A 13,348-nucleotide genomic window follows, 5' to 3' on the forward strand; every position below is an offset into this window, starting at 1 on the left:
CGTGCCGGACCAGGCGTGGTCGCAGTTCTGCCGGGCGTTGGAGAAGGCCGGCGAGGTGGTCCTCTCCGACCCAGCGCCGGACACCCCGCTGGACCGTGCGGAGGGCTACCGGTATCTCGCCCGGCTGACCCGCGAGATGCTCTACTCCTGCCTGGACAACGCCGATCCCGACTTCCCGCGCTTCCACGAGCTCGACCTGGTCAAGATCGGCGCCGACAACCCCGACAACGTCTACCTGTCCGCGACCATCCGCGGCGACAGGACCTACCGGATCACCGGGACCCGCGGCACCATCTCGTACTTCAGCATCGGATCGAAGGCCAACCGGTACGCCAAGGACGGCACGATGGCGTCGACCGGTGAGCTGTCCGACGCCGACCTGACCATCGCGCCGGACGGTACGGTGGAGATCATCGCGAGCGCCGAACCGCAGGGCGGGAACTGGCTTCCGCTCGCTCCCGACTCCACCGGTCTCGTGGTGCGCCAGACCTATCTCGACCGGACGGCCGAGGTGCCCGGCACGTGGCGCGTCGAGCAGGTCGGCGGCCCGGCCGAACCCGCTGCCCTGACACCGGAGTTCCTGGCGAAGGCGCTGCAGCGGGCGGCCTTGTCCGTGCACGGCACGGCGGCCACGTTCGCGCAGTGGACCCGGATGTTCATGCAGCGCCCCAACGAACTGCCCGACTTCGGCCAGGAGATGTTCCAGCGGGCGGGCGGCGATCCGGAGATCTTCTACCTGCACGGCTACTGGACGCTGCGACCCGGTGAGGCGTGGGTGATCGAGACCGACGTGCCGGACTGCCCGTACTGGAACTTCCAGCTGGGCAACTGGTGGATGGAGTCGCTCGACCACCGGCACAGGATCACCGTCAACAAGCACACGGCGTCGTTGACGGACGGCCGGCTGATGATCGTGGTGGCGGCCGAGGATCCCGGTGCGGGCAACTGGATCGACACCTGCGGGCACAGCTCCGGCACGGCGTTGCTGCGCTGGCTCGGCGCCTCCGCCCACCCGATCCCGAAGTGCCGCGTGGTGCCACTGGAGGGGGTTCGATGACGGTCACTACCGCGCTGAACGTGCCGGAACTCCTGGACGCGGCGTGCGCCAAGACCGGGTTGCCGGACTTCGGCGACGACTGGTTCCGCGAGCCGCTGGATGTGCTCGTGCGCAGCCTCAACACCGAGGCCGCGTTGTCACCGCTGGGTTTCGAGCTGACCAGGCACCGGCTGACGGCGTTGCTGGCGGACCGGTTGCGGTTGCGCGCGTTGCAGCGTTCGAACCCGGAGGTGCTCGACGTCGAGGTGCGGGTGGCCGCCGAGATCTGCGGCCTGCCGCGCACCGGTTCGACGTTGCTGCACCGGCTGCTGGCCGCGTCGCCGCAGGTCACGTCCACGCTGTCGTGGGAAGTGGCCTACCCGCTGCCGTTCCCCGGCGAGGGTCCGGAGGCGGAGCTGCGCAAACGCCGCGCCCAGGAACGCATGCGGGTGTTCGCGCAGCTCTCCCCCGACTTCGGCGACCTGCACACCGTGGTGTGGGACGGGCCGGAGGAGGACGTGATCCTGCTCGACCGGACGTTCGTGTCGATGAGCTTCGACTCGTTCTACTGGGTGCCGTCGTACGGCGACTGGCTGCGGTCCGCCGACCAGCGCCCGGCCTACCGTGAGCTGCGCGAGTGGCTGCAGGTGTTGCAGTGGCAGAACCCTGGGCGTGAACTCCCCTGGGTGCTCAAGTCACCACATCACCTCACCGCGGTCGACACGGTGCTGGACGAGTTCTCCTCCTGCAAGATCGTGATGACGCACCGCTCACCGGTCAACGCCGTGCCGTCGTACGCCTCGATGGTACGCGCGATGTCCTCGCAGTACAGCGAGAACGTCGATCCGGTCCGGGTTGGACAGTACTGGTCCGGCCGGTTCGTACGCACGTTGCGGGACTTCGCTTCCTCCCGCGCGCGACGCCCGGACCGGTTCGTGGACGTGCGGTTCGGCGACACCGTCGGCACACCGCTCGACGTCGCCCGCCAGGTCCTCGACGCGCTGGGCCTGCCGCCCGGCCCCGCCGACGACGCGGCCTTCGAGGCCTACCTGGAGCGGAACCGCGCGGAACGGCACGGCTCGCACTCCTACGCGCCACCGGACTTCGGGCTGTCCGAGGACCAGCTGCAGCGCGACTTCGCCTTCTACTCGGAGGTCTACCTGTGATGCTGCAAGACGAGGTCGTGGTGATCACCGGCGTCGGCCCCGGCCTGGGCTCGAAGCTCGCCGTCCGCGCCGCCGCGGAGGGTGCGAGGGTGGTGATGGCCGCCCGTTCCGCCGACGTGATGAAGCAGGTGGAGAAGGACGTTCTCGCCGCGGGTGGCGAGGCCGTCGGCGTGCAGTGCGACGTGCGCCGGCCCGAGGAGGTGGCACGGCTGGTCGCCACCGCCGTCGACCGGTTCGGCACGATCACCGGCCTGGTTAACTCGGCGTTCGGGCACCCCGGCTTCTTCGACCTGCTGGCGACGCCGGAGAAGGCGATGCGCCGGTCGATGGACATCATCCTGTACGGCGCGCTGAACGTGACGCGCGAAGTGGTGCCGCACATGAAGGCCGCCGGGCGCGGGTCGATCGTCAACATCGGCACGATGACGACCCGCAAGCCGATGCGCGGCGAGGCGGGGTACGCGGTGGCGAAGGCCGCGATGGCGACCGCGACCCAGTTCCTCGCGCTGGAGCTCGGCGAGCATGGCATCCGCGCGAACCAGGCCGTCATGGGCTGGCTGGACGGTCCTGGCGTGCGCTTCTACCTCAAGCTCACCGCCGACGCGCGCGGGATCTCCGAGCAGGACGTCTACGACGAGATCGCCGCCCGCAACCCGCTGGGCCGCATCCCGGCCGACGAGGCCTGTGCCGGCGCGGTGCTGTTCCTGTTGTCCCGGCACGCTTCCGAGGTGACCGGCGCGGTCCTGGACGTCAACGGCGGGGAGTACATGCCGGCATGAGCCACGTCATCGAGTCGGTCGCCGTCGAGATCGAGGCGCCCGCCGCGTTCGTGTGGGACGTCCTGCTCGACTACCCGCACTATCCACAGTGGAATCCTTACACGCTCGCGGTGTCCACCACGCTGGCGGTCGGCTCGCCGATCGACCTCACGTTGCCACGCCCGGACGGCGGCGAGGGCACGTTCGTCAGTCGCGAGTTCGTCCGCGTCGTCGAGCCACCCCGGTTGTTGCGCTACGACACCGGAGACACGTTCCCCGGCCTGCTCGGGGTGCGCGACCAGCTGATCACGCCGCTCGGACCGCATCGGTGCGGCTACCGCACGTTCGAGACGTTCACGGGCAAGTACGCGGACGCCGTCTTCGCCGCACAAGGCGCATATGTGAAGCAGGGCTTCGATTCCGTCGCCCACGCGCTGCGCGACCGGGTCGCCTCGCTGCTCAGAGCGTGAGCAACTCGTCGATCGCGGCCGTGCCCGGGCACACCTCCCGGAGCACGACCACGTCCGGGCTCAGGGCCTCCCCGGCACAGAACCCCACCGCGCCGCCGGCCGCGAGATGAGTAGTCATACCGATGCCCACGCCGGCCGCGCCCGGCACCCTCGACGTGTGACCGAAATCGAACGTGGCCGGGCCGCTGCGACAATCGGCTTCGCCGCGACCACCATCCTGCTCGTGCTCACCGTCGTCGCCTTCCGCAACGACGCGCTGGAGTCGTTCGGCTGGCAGGGCGGCGAGTACGCCTACTCGTTCGTCTGGATCGCGCTCGGCTCCGCCGTCGCCGGTGCTGTGGTGAAGATGGCCGCGCCGGCCCCCTGGCGGTCGGCCGGATCGGGACTGCTGCTGGCAGGCGTGATCGGCGTGGGCGTCGTCATCGCGCTGATCGTGGTGTTCGTGTGGGCGCTGTCGAACCTGCAACTCGGCTAGAGCACCTGCGAGAGGCCGCGCAGCGCGGCGGCGATCTGCTCCCGGTGCCCTTCCATGGTCCCCGTGGTGACACCGCCCGCCGCGGCCCTGGCGACGTCGTCGGTGGCCACCTTCAGCACGGCACTCATGGCGGCGGCCTGCACCCGGACGTCGATCCCCTCCGGCGAGCGGCCCAGGCGTTCCGCCAGCACCTCCGCCAGCGCGTCCTCCGCCCGTTCGCGCAGCATCAGGTAGGCGGCGCGCAACGCGCGTTCGCCGTGCGTCAGCCGCACGACGGCGAGGATCGCCTCGATGTCCTCGTCGGTGGCCGACTCGAGCAGCGGGGTGTAGGCCTCGCGCAGGTGGTCGATCAGCTCGAGGTCGGCCGGCCAGGTGTGCAGCACCGTGCAGAAGGCGTCGACCATCATGGTGAGCAGCGGCTCGACGCAACTCTCCTTGTGCGGGAAGTAGCGCCAGAACGTCCGTTCGGAGACACCGGCGGCCTGGGCGATCTGCTCGCCCGACGTGCCGGCCACGCCCTGGTCGGCGAACAGGCGCACCGCGTGCCGCGAGATGTCCAGGCGCTGACGCTGACGTTGTTCGTCGCTCACCGGCGGCCGGCCCCGGCGCGGTTTTTCTGTCGCAACGTCCGTCATCGGCCGATCTAAGCATGTCACTCATCCGATCCACTTAGTGGCAGAGAGTGCCAATAAACGCTACGGTCGAAGTCATGAGCACTGCCACCGAACGCCTTCGACTGCCGTTCGCCAGGCCGAACATCCTCGACCTCGCCCCGCTCTACGAGGTGCTCCGCCGGGAAGCACCGATCGCGCCGGTCACCACACCGGCCGGTGATCCCGCCTGGCTCGTCACCCGGCACGAGGAGGTCCGCCTCCTGCTGGGCGACAAGCGGTTCGGGCGCTCCCACCCGGACCCGGACCGCGCGTCCCGCATCTCGACCGCCGCCGTGCAGGACGGCCCGACCGGCGACTACGCGACCGAGGAGGCCGACCACGCCCGGATGCGCCGCCTGCTGACACCGGCGTTCTCCGCCAAGCGGATGCGGATGCTGGGCGAGAACATGGAGGAGCTGGTCGACGGCTACCTCGACCGGCTGGTCGCCGAGCACGAGAGCACCGGCGAGGTGGACCTGCACCGCGGGCTCGCCTTCCCGTTGCCGGTGGCCATGATCTGCCGCCTGCTCGGCGTGCCGGAGGAGGACAACGAGAAGTTCGCGTCGCTGTCCGAACGCATGGCCGGCACCGAGATCGGCGAGGAGGCGCACAAGGCACGCGAGGAGTTCTTCCGCTACATGGTCGGACTCGTCGAGAACAAGCGCGGCGCGCTCGGCGAGGACGTGATCTCCGACCTCGTCCGCGCGCAGAGCGAGGACCCGTCGTTCGACTACGCGGAGATGGTCCGGCTGTGCGTCGGCCTGCTCTTCGCGGGTCACGAGACCACCGTCAACCGCATCGGCCTGGGCGTGCTCTTCCTGCTCACCGACCGGTCGCGCTGGGACGAGCTCGTCGCCGACCCGGACGGCCGCGTCGACGCCGTGGTCGAGGAAATCATGCGCCTGGGCGCACCCGGCGACCTCGGCCTGCTGCGCTACGCCCGCGAGGACGTCGACATCGCCGGGGTGACGATCCTCGCCGGCGACGCGGTGGTGCTCTCGATCAACGCCGCCAACCGCGACGCGGACGTCTACGGCGACGCCGAGAAGTTCGACCCTGACCGCCCGGAAAGGACACATCTCGGGTTCGGCCACGGCGCGCACTTCTGCATCGGCGCCTCGCTCGCCCGCACCGAGCTGCGCGTGGTGTTCGCCGCGCTGGCGCGCCGCCTGCCGGACATGCGGCTCGCCAAGGAGCTCGACCAGCTGCACGTCCGGGCCACCCTCACCGGTGGCGTGTCGGAGCTGCCCGTCACCTGGAGGTCGGTGTGAAGGTCGTGGTGGACCAGGGGAAGTGCGTCGGTGCCGGCCAGTGCGTGCTGGCCGCCGACGACGTGTTCGACCAGCGCGACGACGACGGCCTGGTGGACCTGCTGAACGCCACCCCGCCCGCCGAGCGCCTGGCCGACGTCCGGCACGCGGCGGCGGTGTGCCCGGCTTCGGCGATCACGGTCGAGGACTGACCCCCGCGGTGCCGGACCGGAACTTCCCGGTCCGGCACCGTCCGGTCAGACGAAGTACGAGTCGTGCTTGTCGCGGAACGCCTCGAGGTCGGCCTTCGCGACCTGGCCCAGCTTCTCGAAGTACTCCTCCCGCGGCGCGCCCGGCGTGAAGAGCAGCAACATCTCGGCCGGTGCGTCGGAGTCGTTGCGGAACGCGTGCAGCCCGCCCTGCGGAACGTGCAGGAAGTCGCCCTGCTCCGCGTCGATCCACTTGTCGCCGTTGTAGAGGCGCACAGTGCCGTTGAGGATGAAGAACGACTCGGAGATCGTCCGGTGGAAGTGCGTGCTGGGTCCGCCCGCCTTGGGCTTCATCATCACCCGGTACAGCCCGAACTCGCCCCGCGTGACGTCGGTGGTCGCGAGGTAGTGGATGCCGTCGCCTTCGCGGCCGGTGTCCGGCGGGGTGCTCGCCGGGCGGAAGCTGGCGTTGACCTCGCCGCCTTCTCCGAAGTAGACCTTCTCGGGGTAGGACATGTGTTCATCATCCTTCACTCGTCGATTCCTCGACGAGTAGACCGGAATGCCCACGCGGATGTGACAGCTTCTCCTTCATCAGCGGCCCGTTCAGATGCGTTGCAACGCCTTCGGGTACAGCCAGCTGCCGGGCGTGTCCTCGGCCGGGTTCGTGTAGTAGTCCCGCACGGCCGCGACGTACTCCTGCACGCTGATGGCGCCGTCGCCGTCGGTGTCGAGGTGCGTGAACGCCGTCCCGCAGTCCTCCTGCGACAGCCCGCGCGCCTTCAGCAGGACCCCGAACTCGGCCGCGTCGACGCGTCCGTCGCCGTTGGTGTCCATGAGGTCCAGCAGCGACTGCACGATCTCGAGGAAGTCCATGTTGATCGGCCCGCCCTCGACGAACGCCTCGATCATGGCGTCACGGTATTCCCTGGGTCCGATCCGGCCGTCACGGTCGCCGTCGCAGTGCTCGACGAGCATCTCCCAGAACCGGTCGTAGGCCTCGACGAGGTCCCGGCCGCGTTCCGAGGAGGCGGGTTCGCCGAACGCCTGCAGCAGCCGGTTGGCCAGCGCGTAGATGTCCGCGAGCTCGATGACGCCGTTGCGGTTGACGTCGTAGTGGGCGAAGGTCGAGTCGATCCTGTGCTGCAGCACCTGCTTCATGACCAGGCACTGTGGTGACGCGGCCTCCCGAGCGCAACGCCCGTCCCCCTCCTGGGTGGTGTTGTTCAGCCGTCTCCGCGAAGGCGGTATAGTTATACCGCCACCCGCTGATGGAGGAACAACGTTGATCGAGCTGAAGTCGCCCGCCGAGATCGCCCGCATGCACGTCACCGGCCAGTTCATCGGAGAGGTGCTCGACGAGCTCTCCTCCAGGGCCGCGGTGGGCGTGAACCTGCTCGACCTGGAACACCACGCGCGCCAGATGCTCAAGGAGCGCGGCGCCGAGTCCTGCTACTGGGACTACTCGCCGTCGTTCGGCCGCGGCCCGTTCCGCAACGTCACCTGCCTGGCGGTCAACGACGCGGTGCTGCACGGCCTGCCGAAGAGCTACGACCTGCAGGACGGCGACGTGCTGACCATGGACATCGCCGTCATCATCGACGGCTGGGCGGCCGACTCGGCGATGACGATCGTCGTCGGCACGCCGCGTGAGGAGGACCTGCACCTCATCCGCACCACCGAGGTGGCGCTGGCGGCCGCGATCGAGGCGGCGCAGGTGGGCAACCGCATCGGCGACATCTCCGCGGCGATCGGCGAGGTCTGCGCCGAGCGCGGTTACACGCCGAACCTGGAGTTCGGCGGCCACGGCATCGGCCGCACCATGCACGAGTCGCCGCACATCTCGAACAACGGCCGCCGCCGGCACGGCATGAAGCTCAAGCCCGGCCTGACCGTCGCGATCGAGCCGTGGCTCGCCGCCACGACCGACAGGATCATCTACGACGAGGACGGCTGGACGCTGCGGTCGGCCGACGGCTCGCGCACGGCCCACTCCGAGCACACCGTCGCGATCACCGAGGACGGGCCGCTGGTGCTCACCCGCCGCAGGAGCGAGAGGCCTCAGGCCGGGCCTGAGACCTCCGAGTCCGCTCAGCCGCGGCTGCCGTAGTCCACGAGCTCCACCAGCAGCCCCGTCGACGGCCCGAGGTGGGCGAACGCCACCCGCAGCCCGGGCCGTCCACCCTGGCAGGGCTCCTCGTCGACGAGGATCGCGCCCCGGTCCTGCAACGCCCGCAGGTCGGCGTCGATGTCGTCGACCTCGAACGCCACGTGGTTCAGCCCGGGACCCAGGCGCTGGAGGTGCCCGTGCACGGCGGCGTCGGGACGCACCGGCGCGACCAGCTCGATCGAGGTCGTGTCGCCGGGGCACTGCCAGAACGAGGTCGCCACGCCGTACACGTCGACGTCGTCGGCGTACGTGCGCTTCAGGTCCAGCAGACCCAGGCCGGCCGCGGCCGCCTCCATGTCGTTCGTGACCACGCCTACGTGGTCGATGCGCAGGATCATCCCGACTTCTCCTGTGCTGTCGACACGGCGGCGACGAGGCCGCCGACGTCCTTGATGGCGAAGTACTCCTGCAGGTCGAGGCGCACCGCGAACTTCTGCTCGATGCCGGTGAGCAGGCGCAGCGCGTCGTAGCTCGTCCAGTTGCCGAGCGTGTCGAACCGCGCGTCGGCCGAGATGTCCTCGGCCGGCAGGTCCGTCACCTGACCCACCAGATCCACGACCTCGACGAAAACCTCAGACATCGGCCGGCTCCCTTTCCACGACGAGGGTGGTCCACTCAGGACCGATCTGCGGCCGCGGCTGCAGCGGCAGGGTGAAGCGGGTTTCGGAGAGCTGCTCGAAGCCTGCGTCCGGGTAGAACGCGGCGGCCGCCTTGTTGCGGTCGGTGGCGGCGAAGTCGGCTTCGAGGCGGAGAGCGCCCGCGGCCGCCGCGCGGTCCGCGATGTGCTGGACGACGGTGTGCTCGACGCCGCGGGTGAAGACGCGGCAGCTCATGACGAAGTTCTCGACGAGCCAGTGGTCGTCGTGCTTCGACACCCAGACGCCGCCGACGATCCCCTCCGCGCCGAACCGGTCCGCCACCTCGAAGACCAGCACGACGTGGTCGCCGGACGCGGCCATCTCCCTGGTGCGTGCCTCGGGGTGGGAGGTGCCGATCATGTTGAACTGGTTGGTGCGCTGACCGAGCTGGACGAGCCGGGGCAGGCTGAACTCGTCGGCTTCGCGCACCGACACGGTGATCTCCAGGCTGCGCAGGTAGTCCTGCACCGAGCTGAACGAGCCGGCGAACTCGGTGCGTTCCGCGCGGGCCTTGTAGAGCTGGGTGCGCTCGCGATCGGTCGCGGTCGTCGTCAGCACGTCGAAGGAGCCGCCGCGCTGCAACGCCGTCACGTGGTCGGCCGGGTCGCCGTCGAGGTGCACGACGGTGACCTCGGGGATCGAGCCGCGGACGAGCTGGGTCTCGAACGTGCTGTCGTCGGCGAAGACGAAGCTGTCCAGGCCGAGGTTGAGCTGCGCCGCGAGCCCGCGGATGTTGTGGTCCTTGGGCTGCCAGTCGACGGCACGGGCGGCGATGTCGGCCGGCCGGATCACCAGGTCCGGGTGGCCGTTCAGGACCTCGTCGACGATCGTGGCCTCGTTCTTGCTGGCCAGCGCCAGTACCACGCCCTGCTTGCGCAGCTGGACCGCGCGGCGCTGCATCTCGCGGAACGCGTTGCCGGGGTACAGCGGGCCGATCTGGATGCCGCTCGGGCCGTCGTCGCCGACCACGCCACCCCACAGCGTGTTGTCCAGGTCCAGCACGAGGACCTTCTTGGCCAGGCCCAGGAACGCGCGGCAGAAGTTCGCGGCCTCGATGGCGTAGACCCGTTCGACCTCGGGCGTCCAGGCCGCGCTGGCGAACCGGTAGAGCCGCTCGTCGCGCAGCCGGGCCGGCGCGTCGACCAGGTAGGCCTCCAGGTCCAGCGCGTGCACGTGATCGCGGCGCAGGGCCATGCCGAGCAGGTCGCTGTTCAGGTCACGCCACGCGCGGCCCAGCGCGGCCCTGCCGTCGAACGCGACGACACCGCGCAGCTCGACCGGCGACAACGGCACGGTGTGCACGAGAACCGCGCTGCCGGACCGTTCGGTGAACCCGCCGACCAGGTTGTCGAACATCGACCAGCGGCCGCGCACGGCGTTGTCGAAGGCCTCCACGTCGTCCCACTCATCCGGGACGAACCAGTCGTCGTGCAGCAGGCAGAGCGTCACCTGCGGCGCGAACTCGGCCAGCGGTGACTCCGGGCTGCTCAGGTCGGCGGCCAGCTGGTCGAAGCCGGACACGTGGATCTGTGGTGCGATCCCCTTGCCCAGCAACGCGACCCGCAGCAGCGGCGCCACGCCGGACGCGGTGAACGTGCCCGTGATCGCGATCTTGAGCGGCTTGAGCTTCCCGAGCAGCTCCGCCGGTACCCTGGCCAGCAGTCGTCCGGCTTCGAGCATCGCCGGGATGTCCTCCAGCTGCCGCAGGTCGTCCAGCAGTGCCGGGTCGGCGGCGGCGCCGGGCTTGGTCAACCGGCGGATCCGCGCCAGAACCTCTTTCGTCTCCACGTTCTCCCCCCTCAGATCGCCAGCAGCGTGCACAGCCAGTGCATGCCGCTGGCCGTGCTGGTCAGTGCCACGACGTCGCCCTCGGCGAGCTCCTCCGTCGTGAGGTAGTGCTCGAGCGACATCAGCTGGTCGGCGCATCCGACGTGGCCGTAGTCCTGGGCCACCTCGGTGTTCGTCCACTCAGGACCGTGGCCGAGGTCCTTGGCGAGCAACGTCATCGCCGGCGTGCTGTCGTGCAGGTGCAGGAGCTTGCGCAGGTCGCCGGGCGTGATGCCGGCGCGCTCGCAGGCGCGGCGCACGACCTCGTGGTTGTTGGTGCGGATGGTCGAGACGAACTCGAACATCTTGCGGATGTCGCCCGCGAAGAACTCCTCCAGCCGCTTCTGCGGGCTCTTCACGCCCACGTCCTGCTGCCCGGTGAACGGGCGGGCGGCGGCGCCGACGTCCATCATCATGAAGTCGGCGTACCGGCCGTCGCTGATGATCTCGGTGTTGAGCCACCTGGCGCGGGGATGGTCGCGCTTGACCACGGCCGCCGCCGCGCCGTCGGAGAAGATGCTGGTGTTGATCTCCATCCGGTTCCAGTACGGTTCGCAGACCCGGTTGGCGCCGATGATCAGCGCCGTCGAGTAGTCCGGGTGCGTGGCGAACTTGCCGGCGACGAGGTCGAACGCCGCCACTCCCCCGCCGCACGCCTGGGTCAGCAGCACGTTCTCCGAGCTGTGCGCGCCGATCTTGGCCTGGGTGGCGCCGGCCGCGTCCCAGTACAGGTGCTCGGACAGGTCGGACATGGCCAGCACGACCAGGTCGACCTCGTGCGGCTGCACGCCCGCGTTGCTCAGCGCCTTGGCCCCGGCCTCGGCGGCGAGGTCGGTCAGGCCGACCCCGTCCTTGGCGCGGTGGAACGTCTTGTAGCCCCAGCCCAGCACGCGGTCGACGTCGCTGGTGTAGCCGGCCGCGGCCGACGCCACGTCCACCGGGTCGCCGAGCACGTGCCCGAGCGACACGATTCCGAAGTGGACGGTCATGGGATCTCCTCGATGGTTACTCCGGCGTCCGCGAGGAAGCCGGCGGTGATCTGGTTGTGCGCGGTGCGGCGGTGCCGGAAGACGACGTCTCCCTGCTCGGCCAGCAGCCGCGCGAGCACGATGTCCTCGACGCCCTTGCCGAGCACGACGCAGGACAGCGAGAACACGTCCACCACCCGCTTGGCGCCTTCGCGCCGGACACCGACCGCTCCGGCGACGCCGTAGGCGCCGAACTTGTCGCGCACCCGGACCGCGAACACCTCACGGTCCTCGGACAGGTCGAGCACCTCGGTGCCCAGGGTGAAGTCCTTGGCCCTGGACACGACCTCGACGACCTTGGCCGCCGTGTCGGGGCCGACCGGTGCGATGTCGACCTCGACGTTGAGCCCGGCCACGAAGTCGGCGAGCGACACCGTCTTCTGTTCGACGCGCTGACCCCGTCGCGGGGCGGCCTCCGGGGGCGGCAGGCGGTCGAGCAGCCCGGACCGGAGGAGCTCGTCCGGCCAGGCACCGGGCTTGGCGCCCAGTCGCAACAACACCGCGGCCTCGGCCGGCACACCCGCCCGTGCCGCCAGCTCGGAGACCTGCTCCTGTCCGTCCCGCAGCACCAGCCGGGCTCCGGACTCGCGCAGGCACCTCAGCGGCTCGCCGAGCTCGGCGGCGGAGGTCCGGTCCACCACGACGACCCTGGGCGTCACGCCGTGCACCGCCCGCAGCACACCGGCCAGCTGAGCGCCCAGCTCGGCGAAGACGGCCTCGGTGTATGGGATCTTGGCGAACGTGAACATGGCGGCGTGGTGGGCCTTGCCCGTGCCGACCGCGCGGATCGCCTGTTCGGCGTCGACCACCCAGGCGTCCGGCCGGACCGCGAGCTCCGCGCGGATCGCCTCCCGCGCCTCGTGGGCTCCGGCGGCCGTCCCCGCGGCCCGTCCGTCGTCGAGATGACCGAACGCGCGTTCCTCCGGTACCGCGGGCAGTACCACGACCAGGAACGACTTCCAGCGCCGTGCCGCCGACATCGCGGCGTCGACCGCCGTCCGCAGCTCGTCACCCAGCTCCTCGAACCGGGGAGCCACCACGAGCACGTCCGGCCTCGCGACCGCCATCGCCGACGTGTCGTCCAGGCACTGCTGGACGATCTGGTTGAACGGCCCGGTGCTGAAGGAGACCGGCAGCCCGGCGTCGTGCAGCGCCACGCCGAGGTACGGCACCACCGGATCGATGGTGTAGCTCGCCAGCAGTCCCACGCGGACCAGCGGGCGCACGTCGGTCTTCCCGATCTCCTGCCAGCGGATGCGCGTGTCCATCAGACCTCGACCCCCTTGGCCCGCAGCACCTGGCGGACGTCCCGGACGGTCCGCGCGCCGGCGATCTCCTCGTAGTCGAACGACAGCCCGTAGGCCTCCTCCAGCGTCACGATCAGCTGGATGTGGCGCATGCTGGTCCAGCTCGACAGCGTGTCCTGGCCGGCCTCGTCGGTGACGTGCGCCGGGTCGACGTCCAGGGCGCCGGCCACCACATCGGTGAAGGTCATGTCCGTCCTCTCAGGCTGAGCGGGCGCATGTCCGTCCACACGCGACCGATGTGTGCGAGGCACTCGTCCTTCGTGCCACTGACGCCCGCGTCGCGCCAGCCTGGCGCGTTGTCCTTGTGCACGGGCCAGAGCGCGTACTGCTCCTCGTCGTTGATGACAACCCGGTGAGTCAT

General features: G+C 70.1%; 19 protein-coding genes. 8 read left to right on the forward strand and 11 right to left on the reverse strand.

The window, feature by feature from the left end; all coding sequences use genetic code 11:
* Window position 1 precedes the first annotated feature (1 nt).
* Genes ACRSBM_RS24750 through ACRSBM_RS24765 form a run of 4 tightly spaced genes read left to right on the forward strand, consistent with a single transcriptional unit; the run spans window position 2 to window position 3,430 of the window.
* Window positions 2–1,057: a DUF1214 domain-containing protein gene (locus ACRSBM_RS24750; RefSeq protein ID WP_434446464.1), complete on the forward strand. Its 1,056-nt coding sequence runs from the start codon at window positions 2–4 to the stop codon at window positions 1,055–1,057.
* Entirely contained in the window at window positions 1,054–2,202 is a 1,149-nt protein-coding gene (locus ACRSBM_RS24755; RefSeq protein ID WP_434446465.1) for a sulfotransferase family protein, read from the forward strand. Before ACRSBM_RS24750 ends, ACRSBM_RS24755 begins: the two co-directional genes overlap by 4 nt.
* Window positions 2,202–2,981 (forward strand): SDR family oxidoreductase, encoded by a 780-nt coding sequence (locus tag ACRSBM_RS24760; RefSeq protein WP_434446467.1) that lies wholly within the window; start codon window positions 2,202–2,204, stop codon window positions 2,979–2,981. The genes ACRSBM_RS24755 and ACRSBM_RS24760 overlap by 1 nt, the downstream gene beginning before the upstream one ends.
* Window positions 2,978–3,430: an SRPBCC family protein gene (locus tag ACRSBM_RS24765; RefSeq protein ID WP_434446469.1), complete on the forward strand. Its 453-nt coding sequence runs from the start codon at window positions 2,978–2,980 to the stop codon at window positions 3,428–3,430. Before ACRSBM_RS24760 ends, ACRSBM_RS24765 begins: the two co-directional genes overlap by 4 nt.
* Here ACRSBM_RS24765 and ACRSBM_RS24770 read toward each other — a convergent pair.
* On the reverse strand, window positions 3,420–3,548 hold the full coding sequence (locus ACRSBM_RS24770; RefSeq protein WP_434446470.1) for a hypothetical protein: 129 nt from the start codon (window positions 3,546–3,548) through the stop codon (window positions 3,420–3,422). The genes ACRSBM_RS24765 and ACRSBM_RS24770 overlap by 11 nt on opposite strands.
* 39 nt (window positions 3,549–3,587) lie before the next feature.
* Here ACRSBM_RS24770 and ACRSBM_RS24775 point away from each other — a divergent pair, with 39 nt between their 5' ends.
* Window positions 3,588–3,905: a hypothetical protein gene (locus ACRSBM_RS24775; protein WP_434446472.1), complete on the forward strand. Its 318-nt coding sequence runs from the start codon at window positions 3,588–3,590 to the stop codon at window positions 3,903–3,905.
* Here ACRSBM_RS24775 and ACRSBM_RS24780 read toward each other — a convergent pair.
* Complete coding sequence (locus ACRSBM_RS24780) at window positions 3,902–4,540, reverse strand: TetR family transcriptional regulator (protein ID WP_434446473.1); 639 nt, start codon at window positions 4,538–4,540, stop codon at window positions 3,902–3,904. The genes ACRSBM_RS24775 and ACRSBM_RS24780 overlap by 4 nt on opposite strands.
* 74 nt (window positions 4,541–4,614) lie before the next feature.
* On the opposite strand from ACRSBM_RS24780, the gene ACRSBM_RS24785 reads away from it, so the two are divergent.
* Both ACRSBM_RS24785 and ACRSBM_RS24790 read left to right on the forward strand, forming a co-directional pair.
* Window positions 4,615–5,829 carry a cytochrome P450 gene (locus tag ACRSBM_RS24785; protein ID WP_434446475.1) on the forward strand — a complete coding sequence of 405 codons (1,215 nt, stop codon included), beginning with the start codon at window positions 4,615–4,617 and terminating at the stop codon, window positions 5,827–5,829.
* On the forward strand, window positions 5,826–6,020 hold the full coding sequence (locus ACRSBM_RS24790) for a ferredoxin (RefSeq protein WP_434446477.1): 195 nt from the start codon (window positions 5,826–5,828) through the stop codon (window positions 6,018–6,020). The genes ACRSBM_RS24785 and ACRSBM_RS24790 overlap by 4 nt, the downstream gene beginning before the upstream one ends.
* A gap of 45 nt (window positions 6,021–6,065) precedes the next feature.
* On the opposite strand, the gene ACRSBM_RS24795 is transcribed toward ACRSBM_RS24790, so the two are convergent.
* Window positions 6,066–6,533, reverse strand: a complete 468-nt coding sequence (locus ACRSBM_RS24795; protein WP_434446479.1) for a cupin domain-containing protein — start codon at window positions 6,531–6,533, stop codon at window positions 6,066–6,068.
* A gap of 90 nt (window positions 6,534–6,623) precedes the next feature.
* On the reverse strand, window positions 6,624–7,178 hold the full coding sequence (locus tag ACRSBM_RS24800; protein ID WP_434446481.1) for an EF-hand domain-containing protein: 555 nt from the start codon (window positions 7,176–7,178) through the stop codon (window positions 6,624–6,626).
* Window positions 7,179–7,302: 124 nt separating this feature from the next.
* On the opposite strand from ACRSBM_RS24800, the gene map reads away from it, so the two are divergent.
* Complete coding sequence (gene map, locus ACRSBM_RS24805) at window positions 7,303–8,127, forward strand: type I methionyl aminopeptidase (RefSeq protein WP_434446483.1); 825 nt, start codon at window positions 7,303–7,305, stop codon at window positions 8,125–8,127.
* Here map and ACRSBM_RS24810 read toward each other — a convergent pair.
* Genes ACRSBM_RS24810 through ACRSBM_RS24840 form a run of 7 tightly spaced genes read right to left on the reverse strand, consistent with a single transcriptional unit; the run spans window position 8,109 to window position 13,348 of the window.
* Window positions 8,109–8,525 carry a VOC family protein gene (locus ACRSBM_RS24810; RefSeq protein ID WP_434446485.1) on the reverse strand — a complete coding sequence of 139 codons (417 nt, stop codon included), beginning with the start codon at window positions 8,523–8,525 and terminating at the stop codon, window positions 8,109–8,111. The two genes, map and ACRSBM_RS24810, sit on opposite strands and share 19 nt — an antisense overlap.
* Complete coding sequence (locus ACRSBM_RS24815) at window positions 8,522–8,767, reverse strand: acyl carrier protein (protein ID WP_434446487.1); 246 nt, start codon at window positions 8,765–8,767, stop codon at window positions 8,522–8,524. The genes ACRSBM_RS24810 and ACRSBM_RS24815 overlap by 4 nt, the downstream gene beginning before the upstream one ends.
* Window positions 8,760–10,613, reverse strand: coding sequence for an HAD-IIIC family phosphatase (locus ACRSBM_RS24820; protein WP_434446489.1), 1,854 nt, complete (start codon window positions 10,611–10,613; stop codon window positions 8,760–8,762). The genes ACRSBM_RS24815 and ACRSBM_RS24820 overlap by 8 nt, the downstream gene beginning before the upstream one ends.
* Window positions 10,614–10,624: 11 nt before the next feature.
* Window positions 10,625–11,641 (reverse strand): 3-oxoacyl-ACP synthase III family protein, encoded by a 1,017-nt coding sequence (locus ACRSBM_RS24825; RefSeq protein WP_434446490.1) that lies wholly within the window; start codon window positions 11,639–11,641, stop codon window positions 10,625–10,627.
* The gene (locus tag ACRSBM_RS24830) at window positions 11,638–12,948 is read right to left on the reverse strand and encodes a hypothetical protein (protein ID WP_434446492.1); all 1,311 of its coding nucleotides are present in this window, start codon (window positions 12,946–12,948) and stop codon (window positions 11,638–11,640) included. Before ACRSBM_RS24830 ends, ACRSBM_RS24825 begins: the two co-directional genes overlap by 4 nt.
* Window positions 12,948–13,175, reverse strand: a complete 228-nt coding sequence (locus tag ACRSBM_RS24835) for an acyl carrier protein (protein WP_434446494.1) — start codon at window positions 13,173–13,175, stop codon at window positions 12,948–12,950. Before ACRSBM_RS24835 ends, ACRSBM_RS24830 begins: the two co-directional genes overlap by 1 nt.
* Window positions 13,172–13,348, reverse strand: a complete 177-nt coding sequence (locus tag ACRSBM_RS24840) for an MbtH family protein (protein ID WP_434446496.1) — start codon at window positions 13,346–13,348, stop codon at window positions 13,172–13,174. The genes ACRSBM_RS24835 and ACRSBM_RS24840 overlap by 4 nt, the downstream gene beginning before the upstream one ends.

Origin of the sequence: Lentzea xerophila, from assembly GCF_051094245.1 — a bacterium.
Taxonomy (GTDB): domain Bacteria; phylum Actinomycetota; class Actinomycetes; order Mycobacteriales; family Pseudonocardiaceae; genus Lentzea; species Lentzea xerophila.

Excerpts from the sequence above, each read along its gene's own strand:
- ACRSBM_RS24765 (WP_434446469.1), top strand. The coding sequence starts at position 2,978 with ATGAGCCACGTCATCGAGTCGGTCGCCGTCGAGATCGAGGCGCCCGCC.
- ACRSBM_RS24795 (WP_434446479.1), bottom strand. The coding sequence starts at position 6,533 with ATGTCCTACCCCGAGAAGGTCTACTTCGGAGAAGGCGGCGAGGTCAAC.
- ACRSBM_RS24815 (WP_434446487.1), bottom strand. The coding sequence starts at position 8,767 with ATGTCTGAGGTTTTCGTCGAGGTCGTGGATCTGGTGGGTCAGGTGACG.
- ACRSBM_RS24755 (WP_434446465.1), top strand. The coding sequence starts at position 1,054 with ATGACGGTCACTACCGCGCTGAACGTGCCGGAACTCCTGGACGCGGCG.
- ACRSBM_RS24830 (WP_434446492.1), bottom strand. The coding sequence starts at position 12,948 with ATGGACACGCGCATCCGCTGGCAGGAGATCGGGAAGACCGACGTGCGC.
- ACRSBM_RS24760 (WP_434446467.1), top strand. The coding sequence starts at position 2,202 with ATGCTGCAAGACGAGGTCGTGGTGATCACCGGCGTCGGCCCCGGCCTG.
- ACRSBM_RS24840 (WP_434446496.1), bottom strand. The coding sequence starts at position 13,348 with ATGACTCACCGGGTTGTCATCAACGACGAGGAGCAGTACGCGCTCTGG.
- ACRSBM_RS24810 (WP_434446485.1), bottom strand. The coding sequence starts at position 8,525 with ATGATCCTGCGCATCGACCACGTAGGCGTGGTCACGAACGACATGGAG.
- ACRSBM_RS24785 (WP_434446475.1), top strand. The coding sequence starts at position 4,615 with ATGAGCACTGCCACCGAACGCCTTCGACTGCCGTTCGCCAGGCCGAAC.
- ACRSBM_RS24800 (WP_434446481.1), bottom strand. The coding sequence starts at position 7,178 with ATGAAGCAGGTGCTGCAGCACAGGATCGACTCGACCTTCGCCCACTAC.
- ACRSBM_RS24835 (WP_434446494.1), bottom strand. The coding sequence starts at position 13,175 with ATGACCTTCACCGATGTGGTGGCCGGCGCCCTGGACGTCGACCCGGCG.
- ACRSBM_RS24770 (WP_434446470.1), bottom strand. The coding sequence starts at position 3,548 with ATGACTACTCATCTCGCGGCCGGCGGCGCGGTGGGGTTCTGTGCCGGG.
- ACRSBM_RS24780 (WP_434446473.1), bottom strand. The coding sequence starts at position 4,540 with ATGACGGACGTTGCGACAGAAAAACCGCGCCGGGGCCGGCCGCCGGTG.
- ACRSBM_RS24825 (WP_434446490.1), bottom strand. The coding sequence starts at position 11,641 with ATGACCGTCCACTTCGGAATCGTGTCGCTCGGGCACGTGCTCGGCGAC.